Here is a 16,933-nt window from a genome sequence, read left to right as displayed (position 1 = left end):
CAATATTTACTCATTCCTTAGAATTTCATCACCTTGAAATTGGCGCTGTATTCTCCGAATTTGACTTTGAAGAAGTAAGTTCCGGTCGAATATTTCATCATGTCTACTTTCGTCTCAAGCGCGTTGGCTTTATTCGAATATAGCAATTGTCCTGCGACGTTGTAAACCTCGACATTCGTGATTTGCGTTTTGGATACGATGTTCACCGCATCTTTCGTCGGGTTTGGATAGTAGGTGAAATCGATCATCTGATTTTCGTTCACTCCCAAATTATCGAGACATGAAACGGTCGCAGTGTAACCGCTTTCCACGACGCCTTGGTCAGAGAAGAAACGCAAGGTCAACGATCCGTCGGCAGCCGATGATTCGTAAACCGGGAACGGCGCTTGCATGTTCTCGCCTGTTAATCCGCCGTTTGTCAGATCTGTTGCAGATGTTGACGATCCGTCGTACACGTACAGATAGTCGTAGTCGGCTTCAAGATCGAATTGTGTGAACGCCAATCGGATTTTCTTGCTTGCCACATTCGGAATCATCACGCGAGTGTAATTTTGGTCATTCGTGTAGTCACCGTTGGCGCCGCCTGTATCAGTAATCGTGATTCCAGTACACCAGTTTGCGGCTGTAGCGAAAACCACTTGGCGCAAAGCGGATTGCATGCCAGTGCCACAAACAGGACGGATTCTGGCTTTGTAAAATGTATTGGCCGACAAACCTGTGGCGTTATAAGAAGGCGTACTTACAGTTTGATAAACGCCGAAGTTCGAAGCGAAAGGATTTACCAAAATTTGCCACTGCGTAACCGACGGTAGATCTGTCCACGTGATGGTCGCTCCACTTGCGGTAATATTGGTCGCTTGAATATTGGAAACTGTGTTGATACAAGTATTGATACAATCTGTACTCAAGCAGTTGCCACCGTTGACAGCAGTAAAAATACGCGCTGTCGGTTGAGGACCGAAACCGTTGTTAAAGTTAATTCCGACGCCTGAAACCAAGTGGCAATAACTCATGATCGTTCCTTTTACCGAACTGGATGGGATTGGACCGATGGCGCAATTTCCTTCCTGATAACCGGCTTGCGTACCACATCCGTCAATCGCTGTGTTGTTGTTGTTCCAATAACAGCCGTGTGTGTGAGGTGATCCCAATAGGTGACCCAATTCGTGAGTGATTACTTCTACTGTCCACGAAAAAGTCGGGACGGACGCGTAAGAAAAATCCACATCGGAATAACTGAAATTATTGGCCGTACAAAGACCGTTTATTGTTACGGCAACACCTCCGAGTCCTCCCGGATCGATTCCAACCAACATACCGACGTCACCGTTGAAAACCGGACGAAATTCATTGAATCCGTATAGATAATCGCCCGAACTTGTTCCGGAATATGGATCTTGTGTCGTCCAGATGAACATGCTTTTCAATGAAGTGGAAATTCCATCGTTGGCGTAAAGCGTGGCCGTGTTGTTGAAAACACTTGTCATCCAGTTTGTCGCAGTGGCTGTATTGCTCCCATTTTGAAGATATAGGTTGTAGTCGAGTTCGAAGTAAATCGTTACGCAACGGGTGCTTTCGATAGATCTGTCAGTAGTTTGTTGATCGCCCGAATAGTTTGCGTCATCGGCATCGATCTTCATTCCGCAACTGAATGGATTCATGACTTTCATGTCAGCGTCGCTGTACACAATGTAATTTTGGGTATTTCCCGGTTCGTCGATTTTTCCGACAACAACATTTCCTACATTATCAGCAGAAATTATCCCGCTTAATTCGCCTTGGAAGAAGTTCATTGAAACCACGGAATGTGCGTCGTTCTTGACGATACCTCTGTAGTAAGCGCCCGCGTTGTATTCGATGTTCTTTCTTTTATCGGTATCGATCTGGAAATCATCGTGCAAAAGATCGACACGATAAAGTTCGATGGTAAGCTCATTGCCCAAATAAGGAACATTTACCTCAATGGCTTCTGGCTTTTGTGATACGATTGCGTTCACGTCGGAAGTTCTGATCGAAGCGAAACTCGCCTTTTCGACAACATTGGCAATTTTGGACGATGGCGTGCCGACCGACGGAGTCAGGATCGAATAAGGTTTAAAAACAGTTTTCGCTGTCTTGAGCTCGGCAACTCTTTGCGCTATTTTCTGCTGTGAAAAGAGGGTGGTCGTAAAAATACAGACCAAAAGAGTAAGAAATTTTTTCATTATTATACGGTTGTGTAGGTCAAAGTGCGCAAATGTAAGGAAATAATAGATTTGTGGTGATTTTATGCCAAGCGATACTGTTAATTTTTCAGAAATAATAGAACGCATCAGGAAGCCTTTCAAGTTCGTAGCCCGTGTCTGTTTTGGTGATTGCCACAATGTCGAAATGTACCTCACAGTCAAAGTCATACGATTGTACGAATTCGTTTACAGCCGACATCAGAAGTTTGATTTTCTTTGGAGTGACAAAGTTTTGTGGCGACCCGAAAATCGCCGATGATCGCGTTTTCACTTCAACAATATGCAGCCCTTTCCCTTTTTGGGCAATGATGTCGATTTCGGCTTTCCCGGAAACCCAGTTCGTGTGAAGAATCTTAAAACCCTCGCGCGCCAAATGCGAAACGGCGAGCTCTTCACCGAACTTGCCCAAATCGTTATGCGAAGCCATGAGACCAAATTACGCACTTATGCAATCTCCCGATTACAGATTTTCTGTAAAAATTGTTAAAAGGTTACTCGAATTTTACGGTCGAGCCTGCTGCGGAAACGTCTATGGAAACCGTTCCTCCTATGATCAATGCGCGGTTGTCACGAATGTGTCCGGCCGGAAAATTGTAAATGACCGGAAAATCGTAGTCCTTGAAGATGTCTTGCGCGATTTGGAACGCGTCTTTTCCCCACGGGATGTCGTTGTCGTTCATTTCGGTCATTCCGCCAATGATTACAGCCTTGACATTGTCGAAATAGCCGCTTCTTTTGAGGTTGAAAAGCATTCGGTCGATGTGGTACAGATATTCGTCGAGATCTTCGATAAAAAGGATTTTCCCTTTGACATCCGCTTCAGACTTGGAACCGAGAATGCTATATAAAACCGATAGATTTCCACCGACGAGTTCGCCCTTCGCCTTGCCTTTCTTGTTGTACGGATGCGCCGAAATCTCATATTCCGGTTTTTGGCCAAAAAGCGCCTTTTTGAGAGATTCTTTGGCCGCATCGGTGGCATTTTTCGCGCTTACGCCTACGAGTCCGTGGATGGTTTGGAACCCGAGCGCATTCATATGGCTGTGCAAAACCGTCATATCGCTGAAGCCGACTATCCACTTGGGTTTCTTCTTGAAATTGTCAAAGTTGACCCGATCGATTATGCGCACAGTTCCGTAACCGCCTTTGGCTCCGACTATCGCTTTTATTGAAGGATTGTCCAGCATTTCCTGCAAATCTGTGGCGCGTTGCCAGTCTGGGCCGGCGAGTTGGTTTTCGCTTTTCCCGATGGATTTGCCCAACACGACGTTCAAACCCCAACTTTTGAACAGGTCGATCGCAGGTTGTAGATTGATGGCATCGACTTTTCTTGCCGTTGCGATAAGGGCTATCGTATCGCCTTTTTTGAGTGCGGGCGGCGCGATCGTTTTTCGGGTTTGGGCTTGGAAAAGCTGACTTGTGAACAGCAGCAGTAACAGAAATGATCTCATGTTTTCAAAGATAGGTTCGAATGCCGAAAGACGAAATGGCTTTAACGAAAATTGTTCCGGAGGTCACAGACCTCATCACGCGCTGTTCGGAGTCACAGACTCCGAACCCACGGCAACCTGTATGCAAAAAACAAGATTTGCGTTTAAACAAAAATCTCGAATTCCTGTTAAAAACCAAAACCTCCACAAAAAAACCAAACCCTAGCCCGGATGGCAGCGGCTAGCCTTTTGCAGAAAAAGACTTGGTTTTCTTGGGGCGCGGCAGCGACCGAAGGAAGCTCGCTGCGCCCTAAAGAAAACCTGGCTTTTTCAAGAAAGCTAGTAGCGGACAGCCGGAATTTGCTCCCGAAAACAACCTAAATTCTTCGGAACTTTATACGTATTTTTGCACACATTTATTCCACTATGATCCAAAATCCTAAAAGATATACGATTACGGCCGCGTTGCCGTACACGAACGGCCCGATTCACATTGGGCATCTGGCTGGCGTTTACGTGCCCTCGGACATTTATGCTCGCTACCAGAGAATTCAGGGAAAAGACGTGGCGTTCATTTGCGGAAGCGACGAACACGGCGTTGCAATCCCAATGAAAGCTCGCAAAGAAGGTTTGACGCCTCAACAAGTCATCGACAAATACGACGGGATCATCCGCAAGTCTTTTGCGGATTTTGGGATTTCCTTCGACAACTATTCCAGGACTTCGCGCCAAGTACATTATGATACTGCCTCGGAGTTTTTCAGGAAATTGTACGACGACGGAAAATTCATAGAAGAAGAAACCGAACAGCTTTACGACGCAAAAGCCAACCAGTTCTTGGCAGATCGTTTCGTGACGGGAACTTGCCCAAAATGCGGAAATGAGGAAGCTTACGGCGATCAGTGCGAGCGCTGCGGATCATCTTTGAACGCGACTGATCTGATCAATCCAAAATCTACGATCACAGGCGAAACCCCGATCATGAAAAAGACCACGCACTGGTTTTTGCCACTCGATCAATATGACGCTTTTCTGAACAAATGGATCTTGGAAGACCACGCCAAAGATTGGAAAAAGAACGTGTTGGGTCAAGTGAAATCGTGGCTTGACGACGGCTTGAAACCTCGCGCTGTCACCAGAGATCTCGATTGGGGAATTCCGGTTCCGGTTGAAGGCGCGCAAGGAAAGGTGCTTTACGTTTGGTTCGATGCGCCAATCGGTTACATTTCTTCTACGAAAGAATGGGCCGAACGCCAAGGCAAGGACTGGGAACCATATTGGAAAGACGCCGATACGAAACTCGTACACTTTATAGGAAAGGACAATATCGTTTTCCATTGCGTGATTTTCCCGGCGATGTTGAAAGCGGAAGGCAGTTATATTTTGCCCGACAATGTTCCGGCGAACGAATTCCTGAATCTCGAGGGCAACAAATTGTCGACTTCGAAAAATTGGGCGGTCTGGTTGCACGAATATCTCGAGGATTTCCCGAATCAACAGGACGTTTTGCGATATGCCTTGACATCGAACGCGCCTGAAACCAAGGACAATGATTTTACGTGGAAAGATTTCCAGGCCGGAAACAACAATGAGTTGGTGGCCGTTTTGGGGAATTTCATAAACCGCGTTGTCGTCCTTACGAATAAATACTATGAAGGAATCGTACCTGAACCAGGTGATTTCAACGAAATAGACGAACAGACTTTAGCCGAAATGCGAGCTTATCCCGCGGTGATCTCGAGTTCAATCGAACGTTATCGCTTCCGCGAGGCTTTGGGAGAATTTATGAACGTGGCGCGTCTTGGCAACAAATATCTCGCCGACGAAGAACCTTGGAAGCTCGTCAAGGAAAATCCGGAGCGAGTCAAAACCCAGATGTTCGTGGCGTTACAGATCGCGACGGCATTGGCCGTTTTGGCCGAACCTTTCTTGCCGTTCACATCTGCCAAACTTCGAAAAATGCTCGGAGTTCATGCATCTCCGGCCGGTGTGAATGATTGGGATGAAGTGGCGAAACCTCAGACGATTTTGTCTCCGGGAACTCAAATCGGGACAGCGGAATTGCTTTTTTCGAAAATCGAGGACGAAGCCATCCAAAAACAGATCGACAAACTCGAGGCAACGAAATCGGCCAATAAAATCGAAAATAAAAAAGTGGAAGCACAAAAAGACTTGATCCAGTACGAAGATTTCGCCAAGATGGATTTGCGCGTCGGGACGATAATCGATGCCGAAAAAATGCCTAAAGCCAACAAGCTTCTGGTGTTGAAAGTCGACACAGGAATCGATGTGAGAACCATCGTCTCAGGAATCGCCGAAAGTTTTTCTCCGGAGGAAATCATCGGAAAACGCGTGACTGTTTTGGCCAATCTTGCTCCGAGAGCTTTGAGAGGCGTGGAATCACAAGGCATGATCCTTATGACCAACAACCCTGACGGAAAATTGGTTTTCGTGAATCCTGATGCCGAGGGCGTGACTAACGGCGAAACGATCAATTAGCATCGCAAGTTGAGTTTTGAACAAAATTCTTATCAAGAACCGAAAATAATGCGAACTGACATCAAAGTCATAGCCTTCGACGCCGACGACACGCTTTTTGTAAATGAACCTTATTTCGTGGAAACAGAGGAAAAATTCCTTGAGTTGATGCAGGATTATTTGTCCCGCCAAAGTCTTTCACAGGAATTGTTCAAGATTGAAATAGACAATCTCGGCCTTTACGGATATGGCATCAAAGCCTACACACTATCGATGATCGAAGCCGCGCTGCGTATTTCAGAAAACACGCTAAGTGTGGAAGCCGTCGCAAAGATAATCGGATACGGAAAAGAACTCCTGCAACGTGAGATCGAACTTTTGGACGGAGTAGAACACACCCTAGAATCGCTTTTCGGGAAATACCGACTCGTGGTTGCCACAAAAGGCGATCTGCTTGATCAAAGGCGCAAGCTGCACAATTCCGGGCTGGGAAAATATTTTCACCACATCGAAGTCATGAGCGACAAAAAAGAGCAGGATTATCTCGATCTTTTGAAACGTATGGACATCAAACCCGAGGAGTTCTTCATGATCGGAAATTCCTTGAAATCGGATGTCTTGCCAGTATTGAACATCGGCGGACACGCGGTTCATATTCCGTTCCACACCACTTGGGCGCATGAGAAAATCGACCACGAAGTAAAGCACGAGAACTTCCGATCGCTCGAAAAAATCTCAGACATCTTACCGATTTTCGGACTATGAAAACCTTGCTCGATCTAGAAAGTTGGCCGCGTCAGGAACATTTCCACTTCTTCCGCAAGTTCAGCGAACCTTTTTTTGGCGCAGTCGTGACCGTCGATTGCACGAATGCTTACGAAAAGGCAAAAGCCGACGGAATTCCGTTCTTCGTCTATTATCTGCACAAAACCCTGATTGCGGTGAACGAGGTCGAGCCTTTCAGATATAGGGTCGACGACGACCAAGTCGTAATTCACGATAGGATCGATGCCTCGGCCACAATCGCAAGAGAAAACGGTTCTTTTGGATTTTCATTGATCAAGTTTTACGAAGACGCAGCTCTTTTTGCCAGGGAAACCAAGGTTGAAATTCATCGGGTTCAAAATACTCCGGGCCTTTTTACGCGAGAATTCCCGAATGACAACCTCATCCATTTCTCTTCGATTCCGTGGCTCGATTTCACCTCGCTTTCGCACGCCAGACATTTCGATTTTCCGGACAGTTGCCCAAAAATCTCTTTCGGGAAAATGACAATTGATGCCGATGGAAAACGGTCGATGCCGATGTCTGTTCACGTGCACCACGGGTTGATGGACGGTTATCACTTGTCTATTTTTGTCGAAAAATTCCGCGAGCTGATGGCTTAGGCTTATCGGGAATAAATCTGTATAAGCGCCCAAACTTCCCATTTTGCAAGGGTTTTCGTAACTTTACTCAAAACCTGGAAATCATGTTGACAAAAGATATCGAACGTTTGCTCAATCAGCAGATCAGAATTGAAGCCGAGTCTTCACAAATTTATTTGTCGATGGCTTGTTGGGCCGATACTCACGGTCTCGACGGAATCGCGCAGTTCATGTACACACAATCGGACGAAGAACGCACGCACATGCTAAAACTCGTGCGTTATGTAAACGAGCGCGGCGGACACGCACAAGTGACGGAACTCAAAGCTCCGAAAACGACCTTTACGAACTTTCAGGAAATGTTCGAAGAACTTTACAAGCACGAGGTTTTCGTTTCGGAATCCATCAACAACCTTGTTCACGAAACCTTGACGGCCAAAGATTACGCAACTCACAACTTCCTGCAATGGTACGTTGCCGAGCAGATCGAGGAAGAAGCTCAAGCCAAAACCATCCTTGATAAGGTGAACATGATCGGAGATGACAAAGGTGGACTTTACCTGTTCGATCGCGACATACAGGCGCTTCCGGTGATGAACGCTTTGAACTACAATGCCAAATAGTTAAAGTTTATTTCCTTGCGTGGAAACCCTTTATCTTTGAGTAAAGATTCGCGGTTTTGGGCAAAAAGGAAAAAGAGAAGGATAAGCAAAACAAGGAGTACAAAAAGCTCCTTAAAAAGCTAAAGATCGCCGACAACTGCAAATCTACGTGTTGCGAGAAATATAAAAAAAGCGAGGATAAGCGCTGCGGGCGTTGCCCAATGTTCGATTTGATCGAAAAGCGTCTCGCCCATAAAAAATGACCCTCCGCTTTGGAGGGTTTTGTTTTGGATATGAAACAACTCTTATTCCTATTTTTGCTATGTTTCGGAATCGGCCATAGCCAAACGCTGGTTTCGTCTTTGAAACTTGAGCTCAAAAAGCCTTACGACAAACGTCAGATATTGGCTTCGGCTTCTCCCGACGGAAATTTCTACACATTCGCTTCGGACAAAAACAAGGCCTACTGTCTTAGATACAACAGCGCGCTTTTTTTTCGCGACAGTCTGTCAATGAACGTTCCTGACTCTGACGCCTTCGCAGCAGGATCAAGCTTTGATTCTGGAGGTGCCTATCTGTACTGGCAATCTCAAAACCACGACAAGCTTTGGGTAACCGGATTTGATTTCCAAAAGCGTCAATCTTCCAAAAATGCTTACACTTTCTCTTTCGAGAAGGAAACGTATTTGGGCAGTTTTTCCAATGACGGAATTTTTTACCTGCTTACCGTTTTCGACGAGGAACAGAAGCTGAAAATCCGCACTTTCCACAATGGAAATCCTCAAGAACAGGTCGTCGATTTGTCTAACTTTGAAATCATCGACCGACAAGACAAAAAGCTAAAACTTTTCAAGCTATTCGAGCAGTCGCCTTTGCAGATCATCGCACCTGGAAGTTTTCCGTCTTTGACCCAAACCGCTTCGGCAACCAAACTTTTTTATTCCAAGGGTCAAATTCTTTTTACGTTCGACATGTCCCCGAATTTCACCCAAGTGTTCAGCATTTCAACAGCTGACTTTTCCGTGACGGAAACCCGTTTCGCACAACCGTCGCTGACTGAGACTGACGCTAGCAGCGCAAACTCCTTTGTCATCGATTCGCTTTTGGTGCAGATCAGGGTTTCTTCTTCCGAACTGGTTCTTGAAAGCAAAAAACTTGAAAAAAACGCATCGGTTTTAAAACAGTATCGCGTTGAAACGAATCAGGTCGTTGATTTCAAGAACTCTCCTTTGCTTGTTCAGAACGGCAATCGCAAACCTTTCGAGCTTTCCTCCACCAAAAAGTTCCTCTCGCGCCTCGACGGAAGCCAACCGGCCGTTTCCGCTTACGCCACGCCGCAAGGGATTTTACTCAATTGTGGTGGCGTAAGGGAAATTCCCGGAACCGGCGGAATCATCCTCGGAACGATAGGCCTTGGCGTTGCCATAACAGGAAACGGCAGTTTCGATCCTGATAGCCTTTACGACTCCAAAATTCCCCAAGTGATCTATTTCGAATCGCTGTTCGACGCAAATTTCGCTCATTCGAAAAAGGAGCAGAACGCGATCGCTTTCGATTTCCTTTCGACCTTTCTATCAGAAAATGAGTCTATTGTGACTTACTCTTTATCTCTTTATAATAAAGCGCAGATTCTTGCGTACTATGATTCGCGTTCAAAGATGATCATCCTGAGAAAGTTCCAGGAAGAATCGCCCGAGGATAACATGTTCGGAAACTGATTATTTTCCACCCAGAAGCATAAGCTCATCAACCACGATTTCTGTGATGTATTTCTTGTCTCCGTTCTTGTCGTCGTAATTGCGATGTACGAGTTTCCCTTCGACGGCGATTTCCTTTCCTTTACCCACATACTTTTCGATGATTTCGGCAGTTTTTCCCCAGGCGATGACGCGATGCCATTGGGTTTCTTCCACTTTATCACCTTTCTCGTTCCGGTAAACCTCTGTCGTGGCGAGGTTCAGATTTGCCTTTTTGCGATCGTTCTCGAAACTCTTGATTTCAGGATCTTGTCCTACATGTCCGATAAGTTGCACTTTGTTGCGTAATGAATTCATGGCGTATAAAAATTTAGATGGTTTAAAAATGCGGAGCCTTTCCGCAGTTCGATTTGGCAAATATGAAACATCGATTGCCAATTAGTCGGTATTTAAACGTTTACTGTCGTTTATAATCGTTTGTAAACGTTTACTGTCGGATAAAAATGAGATAAATTCTTATATTTGATAGCCCGAGAATTTGGCATATTTCCTGAACTACAAGCATTTATGTTACAATTTGCGAGCAGTTTACCATCGAATCCATACAATCTTAATTACACGCCTTATGAAAAAATGCACGGAATGCGAGCGCCGCATCGTCGGTCGTCAGGATAAAAAATTTTGCAGTGACGGCTGCCGAAACGTTTACAACAACAGAATCAACAAAGACAGTAACTGCTTTATGCGAAACGTAAACAGGTTATTGCGTCGGAATTACCGGATTTTGAAAGAAATCAACGCGCATGGAGAGTGCACGGCTTCCAGAAAAGAACTCCTGAATAAGGGTTTCGATTTTGGCTATTTCACCAACATCCGGACGACGAAAAAAGGCAAAACTTTCTATTTTCTTTACGACCAAGGCTACCACAATCTTTCGGACGACGCCTTCATGCTAGTGAGAAAACCAGAGTGATTGCCAAACAAACAACGACAAAGCCACCATGAAAAAAACCTACGCCTCATTGCTTTCAACCCTTTTCCTGTTTGGAATTTTGTGTTGGATGTATTTCGACTTGATGCCAAGACACGTCTCAAGCGATGTTGCGCCACTTTCAGAATTTTCTACAAAACGCGCACTCGAAACCGTCAGGGAAATGTCAAAAGAGCCGCATTACGTAGGTTCGGACAACCACAAAAACGTCGAAAGTTATCTGGTAAAGGAATTGCAGCAACTCGGACTCGACACCGAAATCCAGGAAGGCACGACACTCACCGATTGGGGAAATCTCGTCAAATCGCGAAATATCATCGCCCGAATAAAAGGAACGACGAATGCAAAAGCGTTGTTGCTGCTCTCGCATTACGACAGTGCGCCTCACTCCTATTCGCATGGAGCGGCCGATGACGCCTCGGGAGTTGCCGTGATCATGGAATCCATCAGGGCTTATCTACACAACAAAACCGCTCACCAAAACGACATTTTCGTTGTTTTTACAGATGCGGAAGAACTGGGATTGAACGGCGCGGCCTTGTTCGTGACCCAAAGCAAATGGGCAAAACAAATCGGTTTGGCGTTGAATTTCGAGGCGCGCGGAAGCCAAGGTCCGGGTTACATGTTGATGGAAGTCAACGGCGGAAATTCGGGAATGGTCGAAGGCTTTGACGACGCGGGAACATCTTATCCGGTTTCGAATTCGCTCATGTACAGCATCTATAAGATGTTGCCGAACGACACTGATCTGACCGTTTTTCGCGAGCAAGGAAAAATCCAAGGTTTCAATTTCGCCTTTATCGACGGGCATTACAACTACCATACGGCTCAGGACGATTTTTCGCACTTGGGCGTCGAGACGATTCAACATCAGGGCTCTTATCTCGTGCCTCTGCTGAATTATTTTGCAAACACGAACCTGTCGACTTTGGATGCCGACGACGACCAGGTCTACTACAACACGCCAATCGGGTTTTTCCACTATCCGTTTTCGTGGAATTTTGCGCTTTTAACCGCCGCGTTCTTACTGTTTTTGCTTTTGGTTTTCGTCGGAATGGGCAAGCGATTGCTGCAACCGGCAGAAATGGGAAAAGGTTTCATCCTGTTCTTTGGAGCTTTGGTTACCGCCGGAATTCTGGGCTTTTTCGGATGGCGTACGGTTTTGGCGATCTATCCGGAATACACCGAAATATTGCAAGGATTCACCTACAACGGGCATTGGTATATCGCGTCGTTCGTGCTCTTGAGTATCGGGATTGGATTTTTGTGGTATGTAAGTGCGGCGACCGAAACATCTGTCGGAAATTATACCGTCGCGCCTTTGCTGGTCTGGCTTCTAATAAACCTCGGACTGATGGCGTTCTTACCCGGCGCAGGGTTTTTTATCATTCCGGTTTTCTTCGCGCTGTTGATGTTTGCGTTTTACGTCGCAACCCAACGGTCGAGCGAGTTGTTGAACGCACTTTTTGCGATTCCTGCATTTTTCGTTTATGTGCCTTTTATCGCGATGTTTCCGATTGGGCTTGGACTCAAGATTTTATTCGGAAGCGCGATCCTGACGATTTTGGTCTTCGGATTGCTTTTGCCGATTTTCGCTTCGTTTCCGAAAAAAGGTATTTGGGCAGCGATTTTCATTCTGGGTTCGATCGGATGTTTTGTTGGCGCGAATACTTATTCGGATTTCGAACCGGGCAAGGCCAAACCAAACAGTTTGGTCTATTATTACGACGCTACAACCGACAAAGCTTATTGGGCGACCTACGACAAACACCTTGACGAGTGGACGAAAACGTATCTGACGGAAAATCCGAAAGATGCCGAACCACTCAATAAAACGCCGCTTTTCTCCAAATATAATTCGGTGTTCACACATTCTTATGACGCAATGTTGCGCGACATTGACGAACCTTATGTCGATTTCCTTTTCGACAGCATCATCGGAAATCAACGTTATCTGACAATTAAAATCAGTCCGAACCGAAAAGTGAACCGATACGATATTTTCGCCAACGAAGGCTTGGTTTTCCACAATCTCAAAGCAAACGGCGCAGAACTTTTGGGACAGAAAGGATCGGCTTATCCCCGGAATGGCAAAAAGTTGTTGAGTTATTATGTCGTCGACAACGAACCTTTAACGCTTCAATTCAGCATTCCAAAAGGAAAAGCACTCGACATGGAACTTTTGGAAGCTTCTTTCGATTTGATGACCAATCCGTTATTCATCATGAAAAAACGCGCCGATTGGATGATGCCGAAACCTTTTGTACTCACCGATGCGATCTGCGTGAAAAAGAAAATCGCGCCAACTCCAAAAACCGTAATTCCGGTGCCATCGCGAAGAAATTTCCAGCTCCCATCGGCACAAGGCGATACGATTCCAGATATGGACGAGGAAGTTGAAACGACGCCAGTTCCGGTCGCGCAACCGATGCAATAGATACGAAAAACCTGCCAAGTCCGTTATAATCCGGACAAGCGAATGAGAATTTGAAAAACGATTGAAGGAAGCATTTTGGCAACAAAAAACAACATCAGTATTTTAGGCTGCGGCTGGCTCGGATTGCCATTGGCGAAAACTTTGTCAGCTCACGGCTTCCATATCAAAGGATCGACGACTTCGGACGAAAAATTGGAAGTGCTCGCAAATTCGGGAATCGAGCCGTTTTTAGTGACATTGGAAACCGATTCGGTCAAAGGTGACCTCGAGCAATTTCTCGAATCTTCTTCCACTTTGATTATAGACGTTCCGCCAAAATCATCGGCTGGCTCGTATTCCGACAAGATCAAAAACCTGATTCCATACATCGAAAACGCCAAAATCAAGAACGTGCTTTTCGTGAGTTCGACATCGGTTTATGGAGACGAAACGGGTACGGCTTCTGAAGAAATCGAACCCAAACCAGTTACAGAAAACGGAAAACAATTGCTTGAAGCAGAGACTTTCCTGCAAATCAGCACGCATTTCCATACTACGATTTTGCGCTTCGGCGGACTCATCGGCAACGACCGACATCCCGTGAAATATTTGTCCGGAAAGGAAAACGTCGAAAATCCCGATGCTCCGATCAACCTCATCCATCGCGAAGATTGCCTGAACATTATCATCAAGATCATCGAAAACAAGATCTGGGGTGAAGTTTTCAATGCTGTCGCGCCTTATCATCCGACAAGGGAAGAATATTACAGCCGAAAAGCGCGTGAAATGGAACTGCCTTTGCCGAGTTTTACGCGAAAAAATGCGTCTGTTGGAAAACAGGTCGCTACCGGAAAGCTGATCCGTTTCATCAAATACAATTTTCTGCATCCCGAACTTTGAATCCACAAAAAAAGGCCACCGATTGGCGACCTTTCAAACTTTTGTAACGGATAATCAGCAATATTCGTCGTACGCGTCTTTCAAGTTGTCGGCGATCAATTCTGCCGGACGACCTTCAATGTGATGGCGTTCGAGCATGTGCACCAATTCACCGTCCTTGAACAAGGCCATACTTGGCGATGAAGGCGGGAAAGGGAACATTTTTTCGCGGGCTGCATCGACTGCATCGCGTTCCATTCCGGCGAAAACGGTTACCAAATGGTCGGGTTTTTTGTCTCCCGTAAGGCTCATTTTCGCTCCAGGACGCGCGTTTCTGGCGGCGCATCCGCAAACTGAATTTACTATAACCAAGGTCGTTCCCGGTTGCGTAAGTGCCGATTCAACTGCATCGGCTGTATATAATTCCTGGAAACCGGCAGAGACAAGCTCCTCGCGCATCGGTTTTACCAAATCTTCTGGATACATATGAAATGTGCTTGAGTTAGGTTGCAAAGATACGCAGAAATGCCGATTCAAAATCGATTTCCGTCAATCGTAAAAACTGATTGACCCGATAGTTTCAGCCTATTAGCGAAACGTGTACCGAATTCCGCCAAAAGTCCTCAAACCTTGATTTGGACCGTAAACATAACCTGTGTCAAAAGTCAGGCCGTAAGGGTTGTCGGGCGTTGCGAGCACGTTTCCGTTCGGGCCGTATTGCACATTTTGGTCAAACGGATCGTTGGAACGCGCAATCAGGAAAGGTGAATTTTTGGCTGGCGTCCAATCCAGAAGATTTTTGACTCCGAAGTAAATTTCGAAATTTCGGATCTTGGTAAACGTAAACTGGATGTTCTGGATGCTCCAAGTTGGCGAATATTCCGGCCGCGGATCGAGTTCGCCGGCAAGCGGAAGCCGCATCGGGCCGTAAAGATTTCCGGAGTAATCGATCGACAGGAACAACTTCGGAAGACTGTAGGAAATCGTCCACGTTCCTGAAAATCTTTCGGTTAAGATCTGACGTTCTTTCACGCCGTTTTCGGTTCTCGAAACATCCATAAAAGTCGCGCCTATCATGGCTTTCAAACCGAAACCTGTTATCACGTCAATGTTTGCACTTATGCCTTTTGTCACAGCATTTCCGTCGAGATTTTTGTAGATGATCGCGTTCGGATTCGTGTCGTAATCTGGCAATATCGAGTTTGAAAAATGTGTGTACCAAGTTGCGATTTCGGCAGTTATCAGTCCGTTTTCGAGCGGAAATTTCTGGAGTAGATTTAAATTCACGTTCATGGATCGCTCGGGTTTGAGATCGCCTTCAATGATAACTTCGCGAGATCCGGTCAAAGCGGCGTGTTCTTCGGTGAACAGATTCACGACGCGAAAGCCAGTCCCTGCATTCAGGCGAAGAATTGAGTTTTTGGAAATTTTCCAGCGATGCGCGAGTCTCGGCGTAAAAATCGAACCGTGACGACTGTTGTAATCGTAGCGTGCGCCAAGCAACAAATGGTGTTTTTCGGCAAGCTTGATCTCATCCTGGGCGAAAATTCCGGGAATCGTGGTTTCGTCAGCCGAAGCCGTGGCCGTCGTGTTGTCGTTATAATATTGGTAGCGCATCGCAGCTCCGAACAACATGTCGTGTCTCCCGATTTTTTTGTCCCAGGTCAATTGGGCAAAGCCGATTCGCTGCTGTGCAAGATATTGCGTCTGTCCGTAAACCGAATTCTGGTCGTGATCGGTGTAAGAAAAATTGAACAGGAATTTTTCCGGAAGCGGCAATTCGTAAGCGCCGACAAATTCCCAGCGATTGGTATAAATGCTTTCTCCGTAAATCTCGTTTCCACCTCGAAAACTCTTGTTCCATCGCATATCGCCGCCCCATCGGTCTTCGTAAAAATAGCGCGCCATTACCGAAAACAGCTTCTCACTCTCTCTATTCAGGTTCCATTTTTGGAAGATCGAGATGCGATCCTGCAAAGTCACATCGGTAAAATTATCGCCATTTTCGTCTATAGGATTGGAGTAATTGAAGTAGTTGATTCCCGTCAGCACACTGAATTTTTCCGATGGGTTGAGCTTGAAACCGACATCGGCATTGACTTCGCCCCAACTCGTCGAGAAAACATCGGCGCTGAAAACCGGTGTATTTTTAGGACTTTTGGTAATGATGTTGATCAGTCCTCCGACGGCTTCGCTTCCGTAAAGTGACGAGGCCGGACCTTTCACGATTTCGATTCGGTCGACCAGCGAATTTGGGATTCCCGACAATCCGTAAACCGTCGAAAGTCCGCTCACGATTGGCATTCCGTCGATCAAAACCAAAGTATACGGACCTTCGAGCCCGTTTATGTGGATGTCGCCCGTGTTGCAAATATTGCAGTTGAATTGCGGCCGTACGCCGTTCACGGTCTGCAATCCCTCGAAAATATTGGCCGTTGGATTCTTTTTGAAAAAGGTGCTCGAATAAATCTCGACAGGCACAGCGCTTTCCGATCGCGTGACGGCTTTGAGCGTTCCGGTGACGACGACTTCCTCGAGTGAATTTTCCGCTTTCAGTGCAAAATTTACGACAATTTCGGTGGAATCTTTTACCGAAATCTTGCGCTCGACCGACTGCAGTCCGATGAAACTTGCCTTCAAAGTGTAATCGCCAAAAACGACTTCCGAAAAGCTGAAATTTCCGTTTTCATCGGTCGATGCCGATTTGGACGTTGGAAGTAAGGAGACGTTCGCGCCCGGCAATGGCAAGCCGTCCGAGAGGATTTTTCCGGAGATTTTTCCTTGTCCGAAGCAAATTATCGGCAAAAACAAGATCAAGACCAAAACAATATTTAGCTTCACTATAATT

General features: G+C 46.0%; 14 protein-coding genes. 8 read left to right on the top strand and 6 right to left on the bottom strand.

Features of this window, described 5'->3' with window-relative positions; genetic code table 11:
- Positions 1-17: 17 nt before the first annotated feature.
- From EOO49_RS02675 to EOO49_RS02665, 3 genes are all read right to left on the bottom strand, one after another.
- A complete protein-coding gene (locus EOO49_RS02675; protein ID WP_290842478.1) occupies positions 18-2,204 on the bottom strand; it encodes a M12 family metallo-peptidase in 2,187 nt (728 codons plus the stop codon).
- An 88-nt stretch (positions 2,205-2,292) separates the two neighbouring features.
- A complete protein-coding gene (locus EOO49_RS02670; RefSeq protein ID WP_290842476.1) occupies positions 2,293-2,652 on the bottom strand; it encodes a YraN family protein in 360 nt (119 codons plus the stop codon).
- A gap of 64 nt (positions 2,653-2,716) precedes the next feature.
- Complete coding sequence (locus EOO49_RS02665; RefSeq protein ID WP_290842474.1) at positions 2,717-3,676, bottom strand: LD-carboxypeptidase; 960 nt, start codon at positions 3,674-3,676, stop codon at positions 2,717-2,719.
- A 405-nt stretch (positions 3,677-4,081) separates the two neighbouring features.
- Here EOO49_RS02665 and metG point away from each other — a divergent pair, with 405 nt between their 5' ends.
- The 5 genes from metG to EOO49_RS02635 all read left to right on the top strand — a co-directional run bounded on the left by metG (position 4,082) and on the right by EOO49_RS02635 (position 9,820).
- A complete protein-coding gene (gene metG / locus EOO49_RS02660; RefSeq protein ID WP_290842472.1) occupies positions 4,082-6,154 on the top strand; it encodes a methionine--tRNA ligase in 2,073 nt (690 codons plus the stop codon).
- Positions 6,155-6,202: 48 nt separating this feature from the next.
- Complete coding sequence (locus EOO49_RS02655) at positions 6,203-6,898, top strand: HAD family hydrolase (RefSeq protein WP_290842471.1); 696 nt, start codon at positions 6,203-6,205, stop codon at positions 6,896-6,898.
- The gene (locus tag EOO49_RS02650; RefSeq protein WP_290842470.1) at positions 6,895-7,521 is read left to right on the top strand and encodes a chloramphenicol acetyltransferase; all 627 of its coding nucleotides are present in this window, start codon (positions 6,895-6,897) and stop codon (positions 7,519-7,521) included. Before EOO49_RS02655 ends, EOO49_RS02650 begins: the two co-directional genes overlap by 4 nt.
- 83 nt (positions 7,522-7,604) lie before the next feature.
- On the top strand, positions 7,605-8,123 hold the full coding sequence (locus EOO49_RS02645; RefSeq protein WP_290842468.1) for a ferritin: 519 nt from the start codon (positions 7,605-7,607) through the stop codon (positions 8,121-8,123).
- A gap of 341 nt (positions 8,124-8,464) precedes the next feature.
- Complete coding sequence (locus EOO49_RS02635; RefSeq protein ID WP_290842466.1) at positions 8,465-9,820, top strand: hypothetical protein; 1,356 nt, start codon at positions 8,465-8,467, stop codon at positions 9,818-9,820.
- Here EOO49_RS02635 and ssb read toward each other — a convergent pair whose 3' ends face one another.
- Positions 9,821-10,156, bottom strand: a complete 336-nt coding sequence (ssb, locus tag EOO49_RS02630) for a single-stranded DNA-binding protein (protein WP_290842464.1) — start codon at positions 10,154-10,156, stop codon at positions 9,821-9,823.
- A 268-nt stretch (positions 10,157-10,424) separates the two neighbouring features.
- Here ssb and EOO49_RS02625 point away from each other — a divergent pair, with 268 nt between their 5' ends.
- The 3 genes from EOO49_RS02625 to EOO49_RS02615 all read left to right on the top strand — a co-directional run bounded on the left by EOO49_RS02625 (position 10,425) and on the right by EOO49_RS02615 (position 14,106).
- Complete coding sequence (locus tag EOO49_RS02625) at positions 10,425-10,772, top strand: hypothetical protein (protein ID WP_290842462.1); 348 nt, start codon at positions 10,425-10,427, stop codon at positions 10,770-10,772.
- A gap of 28 nt (positions 10,773-10,800) precedes the next feature.
- The gene (locus EOO49_RS02620) at positions 10,801-13,227 is read left to right on the top strand and encodes a M28 family peptidase (protein ID WP_290842460.1); all 2,427 of its coding nucleotides are present in this window, start codon (positions 10,801-10,803) and stop codon (positions 13,225-13,227) included.
- Positions 13,228-13,302: 75 nt separating this feature from the next.
- Positions 13,303-14,106, top strand: a complete 804-nt coding sequence (locus EOO49_RS02615; protein ID WP_290842458.1) for an NAD(P)H-binding protein — start codon at positions 13,303-13,305, stop codon at positions 14,104-14,106.
- Between the two features lie 54 nt (positions 14,107-14,160).
- Here the strand turns inward: EOO49_RS02615 and EOO49_RS02610 are convergent, their stop codons facing one another.
- Both EOO49_RS02610 and EOO49_RS02605 read right to left on the bottom strand, forming a co-directional pair.
- On the bottom strand, positions 14,161-14,571 hold the full coding sequence (locus tag EOO49_RS02610; protein ID WP_290842456.1) for a BrxA/BrxB family bacilliredoxin: 411 nt from the start codon (positions 14,569-14,571) through the stop codon (positions 14,161-14,163).
- A 102-nt stretch (positions 14,572-14,673) separates the two neighbouring features.
- On the bottom strand, positions 14,674-16,926 hold the full coding sequence (locus EOO49_RS02605; RefSeq protein ID WP_290842454.1) for a TonB-dependent receptor: 2,253 nt from the start codon (positions 16,924-16,926) through the stop codon (positions 14,674-14,676).
- Between the last annotated feature and the right edge of the window lie 7 nt (positions 16,927-16,933).

This window comes from Flavobacterium sp., from assembly GCF_004295795.1.
Taxonomy (GTDB): Bacteria; Bacteroidota; Bacteroidia; order Flavobacteriales; family Flavobacteriaceae; genus Flavobacterium.
Note: the sequence above shows the minus strand (reverse complement) of the source record. Positions and strands in the feature narration are given on the sequence as shown.